Genomic DNA, 23,398 nt, shown 5'->3' on the forward strand with positions numbered 1-23,398 from the left:
ACTTACTAGTACCGTACCCCTATATTTCCAAACTTTCATTTGAGAATATTATAAAATTACGTAGCGTAAAAAAGTTCAATTTCTAGCGATGTATCGTTAGAATCCGTATTAATTTTGCCCCTTGCAGTATTAAATTCTTTGTACGAACCGATATAAAGTGTATATACTATTTTGGAAAATTGAAGGAGCTTAAAAAATGAAGAAAATATTTATTACGGCATTATTCGTGTTACTCATAAGCTTAAACCTACACACAACAAATACATATGCCAATTCCTACGGTGTTGTAGAGGATGGCTCAAACCGCACATTTGTACCGCTACGCATGATTGCAGAAACATTTTCAGTGGCTGTCGATTGGGACAATGCCAGTAAGGTTGTGACAATCGACAATAAATACAAGCTAACGCTGGGAAGTAAGGCGATTAAAAGTGCGGGACAAGTCATTCGCCAAATGGATACACAGCCGAAGATGCTTCAAAACGCAGTGTATGTTCCTGTGCGTGAAGTCGCATTTTTATTTGATGCACCGATGAATTGGGATCAAGCGAAAAAAGAAGTTTCCTATCAGGTTGGAGCAAATACATATAAGGTTTCAGTCTATCCAGAGCAAGTTATGAGCAAGCCAAAAGTAACGGTGACAAAGAAAACAGTCAATGCTGGTGGGAAAAAACTAGCGATGAATGTGGTGTCTGTGAATTTATTAGCGCCGAATACATCATTGCATGTGGAGCTTGCGAATGACAAATTAGGTTCAGTTGGTTCGTTAGCTGCCATTGCAAAAAAGCATAATGCACAAGTTGCGATTAACGGTAATTATTTTGATGCCTATTCGAATTCTAGCTACCGTACAGTGTACAACGGTTTAGTGATGAACGGTGAGCGTGTAAAGGTATTTGATCTAAAATTCTCGGTATTTTATGTGTTAAAGGATGGCAATGTCGGCATTTTACCAGGCGATCAATTTATGAAACTATTTGCAGAGGGAAATGTACAAGAAGCGATTCAAGTAGGACCGCGTTTATTAACAAATGGCTCGGTAACGGTTGATCCGATTGCAGAAGGCTTTTCAAGTCACAAAATTTTGAGCTCACCTGGTGCGAGAAGTGCGATTGGTATTTTACCAAATCGTCAGCTTATTTTTGTAACAACAAGTGGTGCAACTGTACAACAACTTGCTTCAGCGATGAAACAATTAGGCGCAGTGGATGCGATGAATTCCGATGGTGGTGCATCAAGCGGTCTTTATGCAAACGGGAAATATATCACACCACCAGGACGCGATATTGCAGTCGGCTTACTAGTGAAATAATCGTGTATATTCGAACATGTCCCACTTTCTCTACCAATCATTTGGTAAGATAAAAACGACAACAATGATGTGAGATGAGGAAGCCTATGAAATTTTTTAAAATCATGTTGAGTGTGCTACTTTTTACTGCGCTATTGCCAAATCCGTTTGTTATGGCGCAGGAGGAAGGGCCGCAATATATAGTGACAACGACAAATGGCGTGTCACTGACAGCAAGTGCAGATGAAAAAGGGATGGTTGTCGCGAAATTATCTAAGGGTGCGCGAGTGAATTTTGTTCGCCAACAGGACAATTGGGTGAAGGTAGATTACAAAGGTAGGCTAGGCTGGGTGCCAAGTGAAACCATTGCACCGTTTACTGCAGATTTATTGTCTATTTATGCAGGCTATTATCAGCAGCTTTCAAAATTTGACCATATTATATACGCCTTAGTTGCTGATTTTACACAGGATGGTATCGAGGACCTTTATATCGTAAGTGATGCAGATCCATCAAAAGGTCAGTATGAAGAATACATATATAGCGGTGAACAACTGATTTATCAAAAGAACAGTAAAAGCGGCTTAACCATTTTAAAAAACGGTGATAACTATTACGTATATCATCATACTCAAACGAATGATGAAAAAAAGTATAAGCTTAAGCAATTAAACAGCCAAGCCAAAACCGATTATTTTGAAGTGAGTGCAGGCAAAGAAAGCTACGAAATTACTGCAAATAGTTATGTAAAGTCGTATTTTGTATTGAGTGCAGGGGATGGCTCTTTGGATGAGCAAACGTTCACCTATGAGCAAGTTGCCTCAAAGGATTATTACGGGGCAGAGCTAAAAAATGATTATGAAGAATCGATTTACTTAGAGAATTATGCGTTGTCAAAGGATGGTCAAACAACGACATTAATGGAGCAGGACTACCGTGAATTATTTTCGACCTATGAAAAATCAAAAGTAATCAAAGTAATTTACGATGATCACTATAAATCATCTGCATTGAATGAGCGCTTCCAATTTGATAGTAATCGTATAAAAAAGGAATTATTGGATTTAGCGGAGACGGTACTGCCTGAAAAGCAATTCGATTTTGAACAAACGGAGCTTGAAAAACTACAGCTAATGCTTGACCAATCTGTTTATTTAGAAATCCCTTACAAAAGTATGGTTGAGCGAAATATGTTGACGTATTTTAAAGCGGTACAGCGCGGAATAGCAAAAGGTATGACCGGCTTTGATTCAACGCAGTTACTCATAACGAACAACGAAACAGCTATTACATATGAACGAGCTTCTATCGATCAAATAATTTACGATTTTTATGGTGTGAAAATGAAGCCAGATGATTTTAACCAGTTGGCTAATGATACGGGCTACTTGATGACCGATGAAAATTATGTAGCAAACATAATAGAGGAAACTCAAGTGGAGACATACATATATCGTCAGCTTTTAGCGATAGAAACGTTAGAAAACGGCTATATTGCACTGAATTACACGGATTATGAAATGCCACATGAGATGAAGGTTTCGCCAGCAAATGAAAGCATGATTATTGCAGGTAACAAAGTCGGACAGGGGTATGTACTTTTAAAAAGACTGCCATTTAAATCAGATGTGAAGTTCGTCTATATCGATACTGTGGACTCGCTTGATTATTTAAATGTAAATCAATTCGGTGTATATGAAAATTCTTTGGATGCTATTCAGAAACTATCTGCAGAGCAAAAAGCGGGGCAAACAGAGGAAAAACAGGAAATGGAAGTAACGGAAACAGAGGAGGATGCACGAGCGCAACTTGAAGCGGAAGCCGAACCACCAATTAGTTGGTGGCTATTATTAGGGGGAGCTATGTTAGTAGTGAGTACTTTTGCATCGTCGTATTATTTTTATCGTAAACGTATTTTTAAATAAGAAGAAACAACATGTAAATAGTAGGCATATCACCATAATAAGGGGTTGATATTCCTGATAAGGTACTATAATGCTTCGGTGAGCTACGATATGTGCGCTTTTCGAAACATACGTGCGAATTTTGTGCAGATCTGTGCGAATTCACGCAAGATACGTGCGAATTTCTGGGGTTTATGTGCGATTTCAGTGCATTTGCGTGCGAAATTAAAAAAATACATGCAAATAACCTAAAAACTCCTTTACTTATTATAATTAGCAGCTACATTTTAATGAAAAATCATCTCATCCTCAATGAACCAATTAGCTATGGATATTACAAAATAATGACAAGCTCATATTAAATGAAAACACGTGAAGAATTCTTTTTTGAATCTTTTCGTGTTTTTTAGTTTCTTAAACAAGAAATATCATCGGAAAATAGCTAAACATCTTATTTATGGATAATAAATAGCGGATTTTTAATAGATAATCAATTGATTGGGATAAATACAATTATTAGTAATTAATACCTCATAGAACCATATATTGTATTAAAATGACATCATTGTTAACTATTTTCTAACGTTTGTAATGGAAAATTAATAAAAATGTAATAAGAAAAGTTAGTACTTTACCAAATGTATGTTATAATCAAATAGAATTATTAATAGAGAAATCTGTTAAAAATAATTCATTAGCGTAAGCGTCAGCCATTTTCTTTTGGAATACATAGTGAAAAAAGAGTAATAATGGTGAAATTTATAGTTTTGTTTCAAAAAATGTGTTGGAACAATGATACGTCTTAGGAGGAAATTTAATGTCAAAACAAAATACAGGTCGTAAATTCTTTGCGACAGCTGCAACTGCTGCATTAGTAGCATCAGCAATCGTACCAGTAGCTTCAGCTGCTGAATTCACAGATGCAGATCAAATCGCATCTTGGGCTAAAGAAGCTGTAGAAGCTTTAGCTGCAAAAGAAGTAATCACTGGTAACCCAGATGGTTCATTTAACCCAACTGGTACTGTAACTCGTGCACAAGCTGCAAAAATGTTCACAGTTGCTTTAGGTTTAGATACTGAAGGTACTGAAAACTTCGCTGACGTTAAAGATGGCCAATGGTTCCAAGAGTACGTTGTTGCTGTAGTTAACGCTGGTATCGTAAACGGTATGACTGCAACTGAGTTTGCTCCAAACGGTAAATTAACTCGTGAACAAGCTGCGAAAATGATCGTAGAAGCTTACGGTTTAGAAGGTGAAGCAGACCTTTCAAAATTTGCTGACGCTAAATCTGTATCTGGTAAATGGTCTGAAGGTTACCTTTCAACTGCTGTAGCTAACGGTGTTATTAACGGTAAAGGCGACAAATTAGCTGCTACTGATTCAATCTCTCGTCAAGAGTTCGCTGTAATGTTAACTCGTGCAATTGACGCTGGAACAGATAACTCAGCTGAATTATTAGCTGCTGTTGAAGAAGCAACTAAAGCTTTAGATGAAGCTGTAAAAGCATTAAAAACTGAAGTTAAAGTAGAAGAAATTGAAGCTGCTAAAGCTGGAGTTACAACTGCTGAAACTGCAATTGTTACTGTAGAAACTGCATTAGAAGCTGCTAAAGAAGTAGTATCTGAAGAGCAAGCTGCTAAAGTTAATGAAGCAATCGCTTCTGCTAAAAAAGCTGTAGAAACTACTAAAGCTGCAATCGCTAAAGCTGAAGAAGCTGCTAAAGATTTAAATGTAGAATCAGTTACTGCGATTAACGGTTCAACAATCCAAGTTAAATTCACTAAAGCTGTAAAGAAAGAAACTGTTATTGATACTAATGGTGATGTAGATGCTGATTTCACGTTAGTTGAGGATACTGCAACTGCTACTCCAGTTACTTTAACTGGTAAAAAAGCGGAGTTATCTGAAGATGGCAAAACTTTAAATGTTTACGTAGCTTCTAACTTAGAGGGTAACTATGTATTAAAGATTGCTAAAGATGTAGTTTTAACTGCTGATGGCAAAAAAGCTTTACCAGAAGTAAAAGCAAAATTCAGCATTAAAGACACAACTCGTGCTGCAATTGAAGGTGTTAAAAACGAAAGTAAGTATGTTTTCAATATTAATTTAACTGAACCAGTAACTTCTACTGGTAACGTTACTGCTACTTTAGCAGATGGAACTTCAGTAATTAGTGGTGCAACTACATTAACTAACAATGGTAAAACATTACAAGTTACTTTAGTGAATAACAATAATGCTGTAAACGCTGGTAAAGAAGTAACTGTTACAATTCCTTCATTAACTGATTTTGCAGGTAACATTTCTGTTCCAACTACACAAACAGTAACGGTATCAAATTCAGATGTTACTGCTCCAAAAGTTGTTTCTACAGTAGCTACATCTGCTACTTCAGTTGAAGTAACATTTGATGAAGCGGTAACTCTAGATACAACTGTTACTGCAGGTAACTTTGATAAATTTAAATTTAACGGTTCTCAAGCTAACACAGTAATTTCTAGTATCGCTCCAAAAGCAGGAGATACTACAAAAACTAAATTTGTTGTTACTTTAGCGTCAGCTCAAACAACAGCAGCTTATTTAGACTTACTAGCTGGTGCAGCTACAGACCTATCAGGTAATACTTTAGAAGCAACTTCTAAATTAGTAACATTCAATACTGATAAAACTGCTCCAACAGTTACTTCTACTTCTGTACAAAAAATTGCTGGAGTTAACTACTTAGTAGTAAACTTCTCTGAAAAAGTATCTAAAGTTGGTAATACTGCTTTAGCATTTAAATTTAAAGATGAGTTTGGTGTTGAACAAACTGCTACTTTAGCAGCAGGTAATATTGCAGCTGACGTAACTCCAAACGGAACAGCTGGAACTTCATTTAAAATTGAATTAACAAACGTTTCACCTGCACTAAAAACTGGTGTAGAATATTCAGTTGAATTTGCAAAAGGTTACTTTACAGATGCATTTTCTAACGATTTAGAAAAAACAACTGTTAAGTTTGTAAACAATTCTTCAGATGCAACTACTACAAAATTAGTAGCTACAATTGGTGCTGAAGGTGTAGATGCTGATGGCCGTTACGTTACTGTGAACTTTGATAAAACAGTAGACCCAGCTTCAGCAACAGACAAAGCGAACTATACAGTTGAAGGTGCTACTGTAAAAGAAGTTAAATTAGCTTCAAATACAGCGGCTTCTGGTTCTGTTAAAGTTTACTTAACTGCCGATACTGTAAAACTTACAGGTAATTATCAAGTAACTGTACAAAATGTAAAAGGATTTAACTCATCAATTACAGCAATTGACTCAACAACTGCATCTGTAGTAATTAAAGAAAACGTTGCTGCTAAAGTTAAATCAAAGTCTATTACTTTTGGTGCAAACTCAGTAATTGACTTAACATTTGATGAAAATGTGACAGTTGCAACTGGTACTGATTTTGATCTATACATTGATGGTGTTAAATCTACTGCAACAGTAGCAACAGCTCAAAATGGTACAACTGGTGTTCGTGTAACAGTTACAGGATTAGACTTATCATCTGATATTGCTTCTACTAAAAAAGTAGTATTAAAAGCAAATGGTACATTTGATATTGAAGATGATAATGATAACATTGCTTCTACATTAGATGTAACATTAAACTAATTTATTGTAACTTAAATTGAAGTTGAAAAACCTGTCGGAGAGAAATCTTCGGCAGGTTTTTTATATATATACTAGGTTTACTAATGAACTATAGGTTGCAGCACAAAATTTTTAATTCAAAGGAGTTTATGACCTAACCTCTTTTGGTCGATCTAGCTAGATTAAATCCAAACAACTGTCACTTCTATCTTAATAATTTCCAATTAATTTCTATTCTAAAAGTATCATTATTCGCTTTTGCTCCCATCTAAGCAAAAGTGTATGTTATCATAGTGAAAGACTTGAAAAGTGTGAGGAGTGTAAAGATGAAAAAATATCTTGCGGTACTGTTTACGGCAGTACTGGCAATGAGTTTGTTCTTTGTAAGTCCAAGCTATGCCGCAGAAACGAATAAAAACTTAGTCGAACAAAAGGTCACAGTAATCATTAATGGAGAAATTATTTCGTTTAATGATCCTATTTTAAATAATAGTGGGACAATTCTTTTACCGATGCGTGATTTTTATGAAGCAATTGGCGCAGAAGTAAGCTGGAATCAAATAGATAAAATAGCGACAAGTGAACGTAATGGTCAAATTGTTGAATTGACAATTAACTCAAAAACGGCAAAAGTGAACGGCGATAATGCGCAATTACTTGTTGCCCCAATGATTTACAAAAATCGTACCTATATTCCAATGCGATTTGTCAGTGAAAATTCAGACGGACAAGTATATTGGAATCAAGAAAACAAAGTAGTAGAAATTATTTTAAACGAAGATACGAATGATGGCCAAAGCCCAGGAGCAGGTGAAGAAGAGCCAGCGCCGATTATACCTGAAGAAAAGTATATTTTATATATGAATAATCAGCGTGTTGAAATGGAATTGCCGCCAATTACAAAAGATGGGCGCATGTATATCGCGGCAAATTATTTCAGTGACTATTTACAGGATAGTTTTAGCCAGTGGGTAGATGAAACGAGCTTCGATCTAACAATTTCAGGTATAACATTTAATTTCACAGACAACAGCAATAAAATTTATATCAATGGAGAGCTGTATTCGGGGAATGAGAAGCCATTTATTCAATCTGGAGAAATGTATGTACCCGTGAAATTTATTGTGGATTCATTTAAAAATGGTGGCTCATTACGCTATGTACAAGAAGATAGAACTATCTATATTTCTTTGTATGACTACATAATGACAAGTGACTTTTTAGAAAAATCATATGGATCATTAAATGTACCACAACTAGTCGAAAATGCAGCATTAGATGGTAATCGTGAGTTATTTGTCAGTGACAACCCTGAGGAATTAACTCCGACAATTATTATGAGTGCCAATGAAACATTAGCTGAAAATCATGTGCAAGGTGTTACTTCGACAAAAGAGCACCGTGTCTATGGTTGGCATATTAACAAACTAGGTGATCGCGCTAAAATCGGGATTACGATTCAAAATACTTCATCTTCTGAAATTCAAGTGATGAATTCTAAAGGTGTGTCACAAACAACAAGCAATAGCTGGAGTACATTCGATGTAGGCTTACCTTTATCAGATGCGGTATTAACTAATACGTTACGCGATGCAAAGGAAAGTAAGATGACCATTGCGCCAGGTGAAACGAAAATCATTCAATCGTATGATATTGGTAAAAATTATTTACTAGGATTTACACATGATTTTGATATCCGTTCGGTAACCGGAGCTGCGGTGAATTATACAATTCGAACAGTAATTAGCTTAGATAGTGAGCCGAAGCTAGAAGCAATTCAAACGCCTGCTGTACCAATTAATGAATATGCAGCCCATCCGCGTGGAGTATGGCCAAGCTCGGCATTAAAGGTAACTTTACCAGCGTATACAGTTGATAGTGAGCAAGTTGGTTATAACATTTCAAACGGAAAAACAGACCATTTCTTAACAGCTGAAAACTCATTAGATAAAATGAATGGCACAGTTGGCAATCCAGGGCATTTTGGTATGTCTTATAAAGTCGATATTCCAGTTGTCAATAACACGGGTAAGCTAAAATATGTTGTTGTTAAAATAACAGGACGCGGCGGCTTTTATAGTGGTGCGGTGAAAATGAATGGGAGAACGTATTTAATCCCAACTTTAAAACCTGGTCAAGAATATGTACAATTACCTGTACACCGTTCGAAAAAAATGAATGATGTCATCAACCTAGAAATCATTCACGCAGGCGGCAGTAATTTGCCAGTCGCAATTTATGTAGAAACGAGATAAATAGTACGGGGCTTACCAAAAAGTCATAACTTTTTGGTCAGTGCAAAGGGTCTGCGCGAGAAGTAAATATTTCTCGCGCAGTACTTCGTTCGTGTATTAATTATCCGCTGCAGGCGGTGGTCGAAATAAGAACGAATGCTAAATCTGTCACATCATGTGACAACGCATTCATGACCAGCATCGTGCTGGCCTCCATCCTCGGCGCAAAGGAGGTGTCCCAGAATCTTTTCTCGGACACCTCCTTTTATATTAATTTTCAATGACGTATGTTTCAATTAATTGAATTTCTCCCGTTGACTATAATAGTATGTTATCCTTTTGAAAGATAGAATGTAATAGAAATGGAGAGAGACTTGTGAACAAAAAAATTGTGACCGCTGCTGTGGCAGTAGTCGCTGCGCAGGCTACGTTTTTTGTAGCAGATAGCGAAGCGGCATTTGACGAAAAAGTAACGGATAAAAAAACAACCGTTTCACCAGGTGTAGAGTACATACAAGAACAATATCAATCAGCAGAAACAAAAGAGGTTGTCAACTTTTTAAATATCGATTTAAACAATCCCTACACCACATTAGAAGTGGGTATGCCAGACCCAATCAATTCCTTAAAAACAACTTCTGCTATTGCGAAAATACATAATTATGAAGGACATAGAGTAGTAGGCGCAACTAACGCGTCATATTTCCTAGGCAATGGATTACCAGCAAATTTATTAGTGAATAATAATGTTATTGTCAATTATGGTATTTTAGGTGAAAACGCAAACAGCCCAACTCAGCAGCCGGTAGCATTTGGTGTAACGGCTTCGGGTCAAGCAATTGCCGATTATTATACAACGGATTTATCCTTTACGGTTGCAGGTCAACAATTTACGATAGACCGCATTAATACGGAGCGTGTCACAGGGACAACGGTGCTATATACGGCTGATAAGGCTTCAACAAGCACCAATAACTGGGGGCTAGAAATTGTCGTGACGGGTGCTTCAAAAAGCACGAAATCATTAAGCTTTGGCGATTCAATATCAGGTACAGTCGCAAGTGTGACGGAATACGGTCAATCCGGTAACTCCGCTGTACCAACGGATGGTTTTGTAATTTCAATCCAAGATAAAGCAACTGCCGAGCAATTAAAGGCATCACTTGAAGTAGGTGCACCAATTCAAGTCGATTTGAATATTGATGATAAATGGAAAAATGCAAAATTCATTTTAGCGGCGGGTCCATTATTAGTAAAAGATGGGCAAGTAAATATTTCGATGCCGACCGATTCGTCATTTGTCAAAACACGTAGCGACCGTACAGCAGTTGCGGTAGATGCTACAGGGAAAAAGGTGTTTTTAGTAACGGTTGATGGGCGTCAAAGCGGCTATAGTAATGGTACGTCTTTAACAGACTTAGCCTCTTATTTAATTTCAAAAGGGGCAAAATATGCGATTAACCTAGATGGTGGAGGTTCTACGACAATGGTTGCGCGTACACCAGGTCAAGAGACGCCTTCGCTTGTGAATCGACCTTCTGATGGGAGCGAGCGCCGAGTTTCTGCTACGCTTCAAGTAATTAATAACGCGCCTGCTGGAACTATAAAAGCCTTTTCAATTACAGGCATTCCAAGCTCAATGACGATGGAAACAACAGCAACAGCAGATGTGTCATTAGCCTATGATGAATTTTTAAATCCGGCTGCCATTCAAAAAGATCAGGTGAAGTGGTCTGTAGAAGGGGATATCGGTACATTAAATGGGACAAGCTTTACGGCAACAAAAGTAGGCGCTGGCAAAATTGTCGCTACTTATAATGGTGTACGTTCCGAGTTTCCTATAAAAGTGACAAAAGCTCCGGAAGCAGTTGAAGTGGTGGATTCATTTGACGTTACTTCGAATTGGGCTGTTACGACAGCAAAAGCTACGGCTACCATTGTGAATGCTTCAAAAGCTGAACCGTTCCGCGAAGGTCAGTCATCATTAAAGCTTAACTATGATTTCACAACGGCAGAATCAGGCACGAAAGCGGCATATGCTGTAGCACAATCACCAATTACTATGGAAGGTTTGCCGAAACAAATCGGTGTTTGGGTATACGGGGATGCGGCGAAGCATTGGTTGCGCGGTTCAATTATTGATGGCAATGGACAAAAGCATACTCTTGATTTCACACAACAAGGCAAGCTAGATTGGTCAGGCTGGAAGTACGTAACGGCTGAAGTTCCACAAACATTAGCATTACCGATAAAATTCGACCGTATTTATGTGACAGAGACTAATGCAGCTAATCAAAATAAAGGCGTGCTTTATTTCGATCAATTACAAGCGGTTTATAAGGACGATTACAAAGAGCCATTATATACAGACTTAAAATTATCTCACTGGGCAAGCTCGACGATCGAATATTTAAATACAAATGAATTAGTAAAAGGCTATCCAAACGGAACATTCAAGCCGGAAAGTACCATTTCTAGAGCGGAGGCAGCAACAATTATCGCACGTGCACTAGGAATTTCATCTACCAATAAGGTTGAATTTGATGATGTGAAGGCGAATCACTTTGCATACGGCGCGATTGCAGCCGTATCAGAAAAGGGAATAATAACAGGTCGTGAAGCAAGTAAATTCAGTCCAGATGGTAAGCTAACTCGTGCTGAAATGGCGACAATATTAAAACGTGCCTACAATTTATCGGGCACAGCGAAGTTACCATTTAAGGATGTGCCAAGTTCTCACTGGGCATATGATGCGATTGCAACCGTGTATTCAAATCAATTAACAGGCGGCTACCCGGATAATACCTTTAAACCAAATAACAGTATCACGCGTGCCGAATTCGCAACATTCCTATCAAAAATTTTGCAAAAATAAGTAGAATAGCATGAAATAATAGTTATTTTGTTTTTAATAAATTTTACTGAAAGGAAGATTAGATGCAATTTAATAAAAAATTTAGTCCGTTTGCAGCTGCTTTTTTAGTAGTGCCTGTAACGGCTGCATTTGTTATCGATGCGCCAGCCACTGCCGCTACCGAAAATCCTTACACGGATGTAGCAACAAAAGACGTACACTACGACGCGATTGTTAACTTAACAGAGCAAGGAATTATTTCAGGTGTATCGAAAACGCAATTTCAGTCAACAAAGGCTGCAACACGCGGAGAAGCTGCATTATATATTGCTAACGCATTAAAATTAAATACAACATCGGTGACGAATCCAAATTTCATAGATTTATCTACAAGTAGCTCATATTATGGAGCGGTAGCTGCATTAAACGAATTAAACATCATTGGTGGCTATACAGATGGTACATTCCGTCCGGATGGCACATTAAAACGGTCTGAAATTGCGAAAATGTTAACGTTAGCTTTTGAACTAGAAATGTCAACGATTACAAAAACGAAATTTGCAGATGTAAATACAATTACAGATATAAATATGAAGCGTTATATTCAAACGCTTGTTGATTATGGGATTACTACAGGAACTACAGCAACTACATTTAGCCCATACGGTACGTTAACACGTGGCCAACTAGCGACTTTTTTACAACGCTCAATCAATGCAGCATCAGATGAATTTAAAATTATTAGTATTGAATAATAGAGCTAGCTATGCAATCCGAAACTTAATTCAGATTGCATAGTTTTTTATTTGTTAAATATAAAAGTATAAACTATCCAAAATTAGTGAATTATAGTTAATTGTTTGTTAAAATAATAGTTAATTATTAGCTGAAGGAGGACTACAGCCGTGCACATAAAAAAAATCAGCTTGCTGTTTTTCATTTTTATGATTTCTTTTTTTACAATTCATAGCTCAAAAACACAAGCAGCATCTATTTCATTTACAGATGTATCTTCAAAGAATCCAGCATATGGAGAAATTATGTACCTCGTAAATTTAGGGGTGTTGGAAGGCTCCTTTGAAAATGGGAAGCGTGTATTTAAGCCAACTGAACAAGTGACACGTGGACAAGCAGCAAAAATGGTCGTAGTGGCAGCAGGAAAAACGCCATTAGTCGTTGAGAAATCTTCGTTCACAGATATTGATGTAAAAACCAATGCAGCATTATCAGGCTACGTTGAACAAGCAGTGCAGCTTGGTTATTTCAGTGAGTATTCTCCAGGCAAATTTGAACCAAAAATTCCACTAACTCGTACTGAAATGAGTAAAGTGCTTTCATTAGCATTCAATTTAAATGTAGACCAAACAGCCAATTTAACAATACCATTTACGGATGTTGCCAAAAGCGATCCATACTATAAATATATTTCCTCAATTTACTACAACGGGATTACTAATGGAACACATAATTCCACAAAATACAGTGCCAATGAACCGGTAACGAGAGCGCAATTTTCATCATTTGTTGCGCGTGCAGCATCAGATACATACCGATTAAAATTACCGGTACAGGATGTATCTAATACGAATCCAGATCCTACAAAAGCGATTGGTAAAGTTTTTGTTACGGTGGACGGGTTAAATATTCGTTCTTCTGCTACAAGTACCAATCAATCGAATATTGTAGGGAAAGCCAATACAGGGAAAGAGTTTTCAGTTTATGAAGATCAAGGTTATTGGTTGAAGGTCGCATATAACGGAAAAATGGCTTTTGTGGCGAAGGAATTTACGAAAACGGCTGAGCAGCTAGAGCAAGAATTAGAGCAGGAACAAGAAATAGAGCAAGAGGTAGAACAAGCCGAAGATAATTCTAATCCACAAGAAACACCTGATGCTGAAGAAAATAACGAAGAACAACCTAATGAGCAGCCTAGTACAGTAGGGATAGCTACAATCAATGATTTAGTTATTCGTGAAAAGAACGATGCAGCTTCCAAATCGTTAGGGAAGATCAGTCGTGGAACAGTAGTGGATGTTCAGTCGATTAACGGAGCATGGGTTGAAGTATCGTATAATGGGATAAATGGCTTTATTGAAAAACGCTTTATACGATTAAAAAATAACGAAGATAGCCCAGTAAAAAACCGAATTATTGTACTCGATCCGGGCCATGGTGGTAAAGATGTAGGGGCAATAAACGAAATATCAAAAACAACAGAAAAATCAATTGTATTAAAAGTAACGACTTTAGTGAAAGAAAAGCTAGCTGCAGATGGGGCAATTGTGCATATGACACGTATAGATGATACGTATCCATCATTGGATGACCGTATCCTATTCGCTAAAGATAAATATGGTGAAATGTTTATTAGTATTCATGTTAATAGTTCTGACAATAAATCAGCAAGTGGAACTGAAACCTACTACAGCGTTTCTTCAAACGTGAATGAAAAAGAAGATCAAGTATTGGCGACAAATATCAATAATCTAATTGTAAAAAACGCAAATATGAGAGATCGTGGAGTAAAACGTGCTGATTTTAAAGTCATTAAAGGCTTAACAATTCCTGCCGTATTAGTGGAATTAGGCTTTATTAAAAATGATCAGGATCATGCAAAGTTAATAGACGATACATACGTCGAAATTTTTGCAGATTCGATTTATCAAGGCATCGTTGAATACTATGCGAGATAATTAATAAGATAATGTATTTTGAAGGGAAGGGGCTGTCCAAAGTGAATACTTTTTGGACAGCCCCTCCTGCGGTTACTCGTCGCAAAGCGTTTGTCAACGCTTTGAAGCCATGCCCCCAGAAAAGCGTCCCCCGTAACGTTGCAAAACGGATTACATTAGATAAATGATCTTAATAAGTTTAAATATTATTTAGATATTATTTTCCTATATTTACAATTTACAATTTTGTAACTAAACACCTATATGATCTGACCGATAAAATAGAGAGAAGTATGAAATTCGAAACCATTTAACTTGCTTCAGCAGGAATCCTTTACTTCTATAAGTGGGGGTGAATGCCAAAGTATGTCCTACATTCAGTGGGGGTTAAACCCTCCGCTGTTAATCCCCCGGCGGATGTCACAGATTTCTAGAAGAGTTTTTCGAGCAGCTCGAAAAAAATCTGGACGAGTGTTTGCCGAGACGTAATTGAAATAGAGGAAGGTGTCAGCATGAAAAAAAATATGAAGATCGGTTTGATGGCAGGTTTACTTATTACACCAGCAGTTGTCGCGCAGGCAGCACCAGTAGCAGCGGAAGAAACTACACAAGCTAGTATAAATGTCGAGAATTTTATGCAAGCAAAAGCTACATTTTTAGCGACGACACCACCCGGAAGCATATCAGCTTTATATACAGCAGTGAATAAAGTGAAGTATGCTTACAATCGATTGACTGAGCAAGAAAAAGCAGCACTCACTGAAGAGGCAAAAAAACAATATGATAATATTATTACTACGTATACAATTGCGAAAAATATTGATGATTTAGTCAAAAAAACAGATACTACAGCCAAGCTATTAGAAGCGATTGTAAGTATAGAGAAGAGCTATAATGTCTTAGGTAGTGCGGATTATCAAAAATTTGTCATGAACTTTGCGAAGTTAGAGGAATTAAAGGGTTCTGTTCAGCAAGTAGTCAACTTAGAAAATGAGATTGCTAAAATTCCTACTACTGCAGAAACACTGACGCTAATTGCTAAAATTGTTACAGATTCTAAGGGATTATCACCACTTCAGCGCAAATATTTATCAGCAGAAAATCAAGCGTTATTACCTTCGTGGGAACAGACGATTGCAGCGGCATCAAATTTAATTAAAGAAATTGACGCTATTTCGACAACGGCATTTGCCACATGGGGAACTACGAATTTATCAATGAAGGCTAACACAGTAAAACAATTTAATACAAAAATTGTTGCCCTTTTAGTGAAGCTAGATAATATTAAGCTAGCATCCATTCCAGCTGAGGTAGATTCAAAAGAGCTTGTTACAAATAAAGCGCGCTTATTTGCGTTAAAAGATTTTGTAGACATTTCAGCATCTATTTTAGAACTAAATGCAGACTCAGCGCGTGTAGCAGAAACGCTGGATGCAGCAAAGGTAAAATTAGCTACATTTGAGGGGAAAATAACTGCCAATGCCAATCACTTATCTGGAACAGATAAATTAAATTTACCTCATCTACAAACCTTTTTAGATGAATATATTAAAAACTTGGAGCAAGAGCTAACTGCTATTAAAGAGATAGAGGACTTAATTAAAGGCTTAGAAACAAATATGGACTTGGTCAAATTAGCTGCTGCACGTGAAAAATATAATGCATTGTCTGCAGAGTCTAAAAAGTTCGTATCCAATGCAAGTCAATTAACAACCCTAGAAAATGCCTATAAAACTGCCTTATCTGTCGTGACGCAAATTGAAGCAATCGAACCAACTGCGAAGGATTTTGCCAAAAAGGTAACAACAGCAAAAGCTGCTTACGATAAATTGGCGACTGCCGCATTAAAAGAATCCGTAACAAACTATGCCGTATTAGAGGGCTATTTAGCAATCGCGCAATTAATGCAAGACATTGATGCGTTACGTGTCACGAACAAAAGTTTCCGCCAAGATTATGAAAAAGCTAAAAGCACATTCACAACATTAACGGCAGGGGTAACGCTAGATTCTGAAAGCAATACAGAAAATCCAGATGCAACCCCGTCAGATGATAAAGTGCTGATTGCCAAGAAGCAGCTGTTAAAGGTGTACGGACCAAAGCTTGATCAATTCGGAATGAGCATAGCAACGGCAGATCGTATTGATCAGCAAATTGCAGAGCTTGCTTCAAAATCAGGGGAAAGCTTTATGACAGCACTAAAACAGCTTTCAGAAGAATATAGAAAGCTAGATTCTATTATAAAAAGTCTAATTGCCAAAGCTAACGAATTAAAAGCGTTTGAGAAAGATTACAACGCTTCATTAAAGGTATTTAATTTAATCGAGCAGCTTCCAGTTAGTTCGGACAAGCAATTTTCTTCAAAAGTAACATCGGCTGAAGCAGCTTATCAGAGATTGACGACGGCGCAAAAGGCGAATGTCTATAATTATAACAAGCTAGCTGATGTCCTAAAGGCAGCAACACTTATTTCAAGTATCGATAAGCTACGAACAACAAGTAAAACATTTGAAACGGATGTCAAAGCGTTACGTGAACAATACGAGGCGCTTAGCGATGAAGAAAAGGCGATTGTGCACAATATTGCGAAGCTCGTTGAAGCAGAAGAAAGCATTGGACTGGCCGAAAAGGTAATTGAGCTTATTAACCAAGCTGTGCCAACTGCCGAAAATTACCTATCAAAATTAAAAGCAGCTCGAGAGGCATACGATAAGTTAGACCGTTCTAAGCAAGCAATTGTACTTAATGCGAAGGAATTATTTGAACGAGAGCGAGCGGTAAAACCAATTTTAAAATTAGATAGCGATATTTTAATTTTAGATCCATCAAATGCCAAAAGCTTTATTTCAAAATATAATTCTGCTCAAAAAGCGTATGAAAAATTATCGATAGTAGACCGTAACCTTTTAGAAAATGCCGGCTTACTTACAGGTGAGCTAAAGGAGCTTTATACGGTAATTAATGCCATTGACTCGATTAAAAGCTCAAGTAAAACCTTTGTTTCTGACACGCAAACAGCCCGTAATATGTATGAAGCATTAACTCCGGAGCTAAAAGCGAAAGTGTCCAATTACAAAGTATTAACGGATCATGAGTTAAATGTTGCAGGAGGAGCTGCGGTTGATGAACAAATTCGTAATTTATCATCCGTTGAACCATTGCAATTTATTGGAAAGGTGAAGGAAGCAAGTGAGGCTTACAAAAAGCTGAGCTCTTCAAATAAAAAGGCGGTCACTTTAATAAAGGATTTACAAAGCCTAGAGAAGTATATTAAGCCTGTAGAAAAGGTCATTGACGAAATTGAAGGCCTATCAAACCCACGTAATAATTTGGCGAAACAATTTTCAAAAGTAAGCACATCTCTACAAAAATTGGATGCGAAACAATATAGCTATATTACGAATATGGATAAATATTCGAACTTAGCAAATGTTATTCATGCTTATGAGCTGATTGAAAAACTAAAGCCAAGTGACAAGTATTATGAAGGAAACTTAGAGGCTGCAATAATTGCATACAATAAGCTTTCAGAAGACGAAAAGAAAAGAGTAACCAATTACTATAAGCTACAAGAGGCACAGCTTAATATTGATGAAACCAACGTAGTGATTAATTTAATCGGTTCGTTAACAAGTACATCAAGCTCTTATATGGACGATGTAGCAAAAGCAGCCGCGGCATATAAAGCACTCCCTTCTAGCATACGTAAGCAGGTGACTAATTACGATGTGCTAAAGCAGGCAGAGAAAAATATTAATGAGGCACAAAAGGTAATAAAACAAATTGGCGCGTTAGACCTGAATGCCAAAAATGCAGAATCCAAAGTGAAATCTGCAAAAAAAGCATTTGAAAAACTATCGAAGGAACAACAGTCATTAGTAAGTAACTACAATATTCTACAAGCTGCGATTTTAGAGTTTGAGCTATAGCTTTTTCGTTGAATATATGTAAAAATTTGATATTATTGAAAGAGCGTCCTTCTATTGATGAAGAGACGTTCTTTCTTTTTATAATATAATTGTATAAGATAGTTATTTGAAAAGGAGTGGTTAAGTGAAAAAAATATTATTAGCTAGCTCATTTGCGGTATTATTTTGGGGGAGTGTGCAAACACAGAGTTTAGCAGCGACAACCTCTTTTAGTGATGTACCTGCAAAGCATTGGGCGGCTACTACTATATATGATTTTGTCGCAAAAGGGTATATGCAGGGCTACGAAGATGGCACATTCAAGCCAAATCAAACAACTACACGTGGGGAAGCGGCTGTTATCATTGCACGAACGATGGGCATTGATTTAACGACGGACTTTAAGCCAAGCTTTCAAGATGTTCCAGAAACGCATCCATATTATAAACAAATAAGTAAATTAACTGAATTAGGCGTGTTACAGGATAGTTACTTTTTTTATCCAAATGCCCAATTAAAGCGTTCAGAAATATCGAAAATGATTGCACTTGCATATGGGATCGAAGTGGACAATCAAAACAAATCGGGATTCAAAGATTTGTCTAAAAATTTTTGGGCAAAAGATTATATTGAATCATTAGCTGATGTGTCAATCGTTCAGGGGATAACTGCCAGTAAATTTGAACCAAATCAATATGTAACACGTGCACAAATCGCATTACTGACAAAGCGCGGCATGGCATTTAAAGGACAGCTCGAAAAGAAAGACGTAATCTATGATTTTTTACAAAAAGATTATATTTCAACGGTTAACCATTATAAAAATTGGGAAACTAAAATTTTTTCTCTCATAAATGATATTCGTTTAAAGAATAATTTGTCGAAGCTATCAATCGATCAGGACTTAACACAGATTTCGATTATAAAAGCAAAGGATATGGTGAAACGCAATTATTTTGAGCATTATTCACCATTCTATGGGAACCCATGGGATTTAGCGACGTTATTTGATTATGAATATATTAGTTTTGGGGAAAATATTGCTCGGAATTTTACGTCAGCACAAGCAACTGTCGATGCGTGGATGAAATCACCAAAGCACCGTGCCAATATATTAAATAGTCAATATGAGTATATGGGCATCGGAATCGAGAAAACAAAAAGTGGAAAATATTACATAGTTCAACATTTTTCTGCTAAATAATTTCCCAAATATTAGACTGTTATATTACAAAAACATTACACAGGATAATTGCGTGTTGATTATTTTCTGGTTTAATCAATAAATTTCTGCTTCGTGTTATAAATTTCTTCGGTTGTGTTATCGGAGTATATCTGATGAACTGTTACAGAAGTGAAAAATTATAGCATAAAATTATGTGTTACTCTATTTGTAGGTTAAATAAACCTTATTTTTCGGAGGGAGTAACATTTAACGTGAAGAAAAAAATTTTACTGCCGATTTTCGCAGCATTTATGATTTTTGCTGGAACGGCTACTACAACAAACAATTCTGCAGAGGCAGCATCAATTTCAGAATTAACAGCAACAGCTTCTAAATATATCGGTGTACCATATGTATACGGAGGAACAACAGCTCAAGGGCTAGATTGTTCAGGTTATACAAAACTAGTATTTAAACAATTAGGCTATACATTAAACCGTACAGCTGCGATGCAATATAAACAAGGTACTTCAGTTTCAAAGGCAAACTTACAAGCAGGGGATTTAGTATTCTTTAATACATCTGGTGGCGTTTCACATGTAGGTATTTCATTAGGTGGAACTAAATTTATCCATGCTGGTGTAAGTACAGGCGTTACAGAGGCTGACATTAACACAGCATACTGGAGCAAGCGCTATGTTGGTGCCAAGCGTGTAACAACTTTTGGTGAAAATACAACTGTAGCAGCTGGTGAATCGAAAAAAGAGGAAGTAAAAGACGCTGCAATTGATTTTACTGTATATGCTTCACGTGGTGAAGTAGCATTACAATTAGCTGAAGCATTAGGTCTTGATACATCAGATACAACTTCTGTATTCCCAGATGTAAAATCGTCTTCAAAATTTGCAGGGGCAGCGAAGGCATTATATGAGTTAGGTGTTTTCACTGGTGATGAAAACGGTAAATTTAATCCTGGTTCACCATTTACACGAGCTCAAATGGCAAAAGTCTTAGTTGCTGCATATAAGTTAGAGTTACAAGAACAACAATTAAGCTTTACAGACGTACCAGCTTCACACTGGGCTTCAAATGATATCTCGATTTTAGCTTCAAATGGCATTACAAAAGGTTTAGGTGATGGCACATTCGGTGTGAGTAATAATGTAAAACTAGTAGACTTAGCTGCATTTATCGAGCGCGCTCAAAATAAATAACCAACATAAGTTTTATTATGATAGCTACATAGCTAGATGAAAATAATAAAGTAAAAGGGACATACTAGTTAATTGCTAGTATGTTTTTTTGTTTAGATATAGAGTATATGACGATTAAGTTATCAAATCTATTATACTCACATTGAGCAGATTCCCTTCTGTATTAAGTGCAGTGCTACTTATTTTGGCGGTCTACTGCATGGTGGCATATAGCATGTTAGGTCCACCGAAATAACTTTTTGCTTTTTGAGATTTATAAAACGCCCGACGGATTTCCTGTCGGGCGTTTTATCGTGGGTAGTATTAATTTGCTTGGAATTTTGTTACTAAGTCTGAGCGTACCCATACGTAGCGGCTTGGTGGATTGGCATCTGAAATAATTTTGTACCATACATAGCCATCAGCAGCTTGTGTTTCATCAACGATTACTACAGGATAACCGAAAGTCTTCGTTTCCCCAACATTTTTTGCTTTATATGTAAATACTTTTTCAGAGTCAGTTGTAGCCTCCGCACGTGTATTAACTAAATCACCATTATTAACAACGAATGCTAGTTGAGATGATTGGGAATCTTTTTTACCTAAACGATTGTCGATACGATACATATGGCCAGCAATTTTACTACCCCAGAATGGATCTGAAGCATAGCGGACATTCATGCCAGAAGTCTTATTTCCTGGAGATGCTCCGTTTGCATAACCACCAGACTGTGGCACATAGTTTAGATTTGTATATTGATTGATAAAGGCACGTACACTATCGTCGCGTGAGGCAAATGTTGTACCTAGTGCAGTGTTAGAATCATACACTTTGATACCGAAAATATTATTCTTTTTCAATGCATTTTCACTTATTCCATAGTTACTTTCATGGATAGCAGTTGCTAGGATGAAAAGGGCATTAATGTTATATGTTGCTTCAACTTCTTTTAATAAGGTACCTAGACCGATTAGTCGTGAATCGGTTAGTACATTTTCATAGCCTGGTAGAACTTGGCGTTCAGTTAATAGCGTCATAATAATGTTATCAAGCTCTTCTGCCGTGTAATTTGTATGTTGGCGAATTGAGGCAAATTGGAAATACGGGTAGTATGTTCCGACTTTTGCCGTTAATAAAAAGTCACTATAGAAATTGACACCGTCTTGGCTATAATAATTCACGCCTGTTTTCATAAAGCTTGGTGCAGGTCCTATTGTATAGGCACCATAATATTTTTGTGTAATATGGTTGAATGTGTTGTGATGTAAGATCCCATCTAAAACAAAGTAATACGAAGATTTTCCATTTAACAAGCTAGAAGGAGTTAATGTAATCTCGTCCATTTTAGCATAGCCCTTTGTATCGGCTAAGCGGACAACGGCGTATTTATCGGTACTAGCGTAATATTTAAACTCGCTTCCTTCAACAGCACCAGTTAGTACAGTTTTAAAGTTTGGGTCTGAGTAAATTGTAACCGTATTGGCTGTTGTATCAGCTGCTGATGCAATACCAGCGGGCATGTTAATGATTTTTTCGCCTTTAAAGATTAGGTTTAAGTTAGCTGCCTTTTGAGCTTCAACTGCTTGTTCGTAGGAATAATAGCTTGTTGGGTTTTTTGTCACAACACCATTGTTAATTTTACCGATATAGTAATTTGATGCATCCACAGGTGGTGTTACAGGTGGTTCTTCACTATTTTCACTATACTGGTCAATTATTGTTTGCATACGATATAAAAACGCTGCAGCTTGAGCAATTGTAGCGGAACCCTTAGGCTCGAAGTAAATCCCTTTAGCCGTTTGTGACCCACGAATAATATTGTAGTATACGTTTGTGGCAACAGCTGGTTTAAATTCATTTCGGATTTTATCATTGTCTTTAAACGTAAGAGGTGCCCCATTTAGTGGGACCTTTCCGTACGTTAGTGTACGTAATAATAGTGCTGACATTTGTTCGCGTGTAATTTTGTCATTCGGGCGGAAAGTTCCATCAGGATAGCCGCTTAAAATACCTGCCCCAGCAGCTGCTTGAATTTCATTTGTTAATGTTTGACCGGCCTTTAAATCTTTAAATGTATGCGTGGATGATTCTGGTAAATTAAGTGCGCGTGTAATATATGAAGCGAATTCGCCACGAGTTACAGCACGATTCGGATTGTAATTTCCATTAGCGTCAGGTCGAATAACATTTAAATTAGACCAATATGTCAATTCATGTACCATGGGATGGTTGTCAATATCATTAGCATTAGCAAATGAAGGTGACAGAATTGAAAATGATATGATCATTAATAATGTTATACCGAAGCTAAATATTTTTTTTATCACAAATCAACACTCCTTTCGATACTATAATTTTAACAAATTATGAATCCATATAATAGCAACAAATAGACCTATAGGACTCTTTCAAGTATATACGATAAGAATTTGTCAATATTGCAAAATAATTATTATTAGCTAATAATATAAAAATACTACTAAAAATGAGATAAAATGTTATTTTTATGCCGTAATCCTTTATTTTGAAAGATAATTATTATATAATA

11 protein-coding genes are annotated in these 23,398 nt (G+C 36.8%); 10 read left to right on the forward strand and 1 reads right to left on the reverse strand.

Features of this window, described 5'->3' with window-relative positions:
- The first annotated feature begins 196 nt into the window (after window positions 1–196).
- The 10 genes from O7776_RS02920 (at window position 197) to O7776_RS02965 (ending at window position 20,870) form a co-directional block, all read left to right on the forward strand.
- Window positions 197–1,312, forward strand: a complete 1,116-nt coding sequence (locus O7776_RS02920) for a phosphodiester glycosidase family protein (RefSeq protein WP_274309153.1) — start codon at window positions 197–199, stop codon at window positions 1,310–1,312.
- Window positions 1,313–1,398: 86 nt separating this feature from the next.
- Window positions 1,399–3,216 (forward strand): SH3 domain-containing protein, encoded by a 1,818-nt coding sequence (locus O7776_RS02925; protein ID WP_274309154.1) that lies wholly within the window; start codon window positions 1,399–1,401, stop codon window positions 3,214–3,216.
- A gap of 796 nt (window positions 3,217–4,012) precedes the next feature.
- Window positions 4,013–6,844, forward strand: coding sequence for an S-layer homology domain-containing protein (locus O7776_RS02930; RefSeq protein ID WP_274309155.1), 2,832 nt, complete (start codon window positions 4,013–4,015; stop codon window positions 6,842–6,844).
- 305 nt (window positions 6,845–7,149) lie between these two features.
- Entirely contained in the window at window positions 7,150–9,078 is a 1,929-nt protein-coding gene (locus tag O7776_RS02935) for a stalk domain-containing protein (RefSeq protein WP_274309156.1), read from the forward strand.
- A 355-nt stretch (window positions 9,079–9,433) separates the two neighbouring features.
- Window positions 9,434–11,932: an S-layer homology domain-containing protein gene (locus O7776_RS02940; RefSeq protein ID WP_274309157.1), complete on the forward strand. Its 2,499-nt coding sequence runs from the start codon at window positions 9,434–9,436 to the stop codon at window positions 11,930–11,932.
- A 62-nt stretch (window positions 11,933–11,994) separates the two neighbouring features.
- Window positions 11,995–12,666 carry an S-layer homology domain-containing protein gene (locus O7776_RS02945; protein WP_274309158.1) on the forward strand — a complete coding sequence of 224 codons (672 nt, stop codon included), beginning with the start codon at window positions 11,995–11,997 and terminating at the stop codon, window positions 12,664–12,666.
- A 150-nt stretch (window positions 12,667–12,816) separates the two neighbouring features.
- Window positions 12,817–14,604 (forward strand): N-acetylmuramoyl-L-alanine amidase, encoded by a 1,788-nt coding sequence (locus O7776_RS02950; RefSeq protein ID WP_274309159.1) that lies wholly within the window; start codon window positions 12,817–12,819, stop codon window positions 14,602–14,604.
- Window positions 14,605–15,095: 491 nt separating this feature from the next.
- Window positions 15,096–18,512, forward strand: a complete 3,417-nt coding sequence (locus O7776_RS02955) for a hypothetical protein (protein ID WP_274309160.1) — start codon at window positions 15,096–15,098, stop codon at window positions 18,510–18,512.
- 124 nt (window positions 18,513–18,636) lie between these two features.
- Window positions 18,637–19,695, forward strand: a complete 1,059-nt coding sequence (locus tag O7776_RS02960; RefSeq protein WP_274309161.1) for a CAP and S-layer homology domain-containing protein — start codon at window positions 18,637–18,639, stop codon at window positions 19,693–19,695.
- A gap of 233 nt (window positions 19,696–19,928) precedes the next feature.
- A complete protein-coding gene (locus tag O7776_RS02965) occupies window positions 19,929–20,870 on the forward strand; it encodes a C40 family peptidase (protein WP_274309162.1) in 942 nt (313 codons plus the stop codon).
- 303 nt (window positions 20,871–21,173) lie between these two features.
- Here O7776_RS02965 and O7776_RS02970 read toward each other — a convergent pair whose 3' ends face one another.
- On the reverse strand, window positions 21,174–23,177 hold the full coding sequence (locus O7776_RS02970; protein ID WP_274309163.1) for an S-layer homology domain-containing protein: 2,004 nt from the start codon (window positions 23,175–23,177) through the stop codon (window positions 21,174–21,176).
- Between the last annotated feature and the right edge of the window lie 221 nt (window positions 23,178–23,398).

Source organism: Solibacillus daqui, assembly GCF_028747805.1.
Lineage (GTDB): Bacteria > Bacillota > Bacilli > Bacillales_A > Planococcaceae > Solibacillus > Solibacillus daqui.

Coding starts and splice junctions, on each gene's coding strand:
- O7776_RS02920 (WP_274309153.1), top strand. CDS start 197: ATGAAGAAAATATTTATTACGGCATTATTCGTGTTACTCATAAGCTTA.
- O7776_RS02925 (WP_274309154.1), top strand. CDS start 1,399: ATGAAATTTTTTAAAATCATGTTGAGTGTGCTACTTTTTACTGCGCTA.
- O7776_RS02930 (WP_274309155.1), top strand. CDS start 4,013: ATGTCAAAACAAAATACAGGTCGTAAATTCTTTGCGACAGCTGCAACT.
- O7776_RS02935 (WP_274309156.1), top strand. CDS start 7,150: ATGAAAAAATATCTTGCGGTACTGTTTACGGCAGTACTGGCAATGAGT.
- O7776_RS02945 (WP_274309158.1), top strand. CDS start 11,995: ATGCAATTTAATAAAAAATTTAGTCCGTTTGCAGCTGCTTTTTTAGTA.
- O7776_RS02955 (WP_274309160.1), top strand. CDS start 15,096: ATGAAAAAAAATATGAAGATCGGTTTGATGGCAGGTTTACTTATTACA.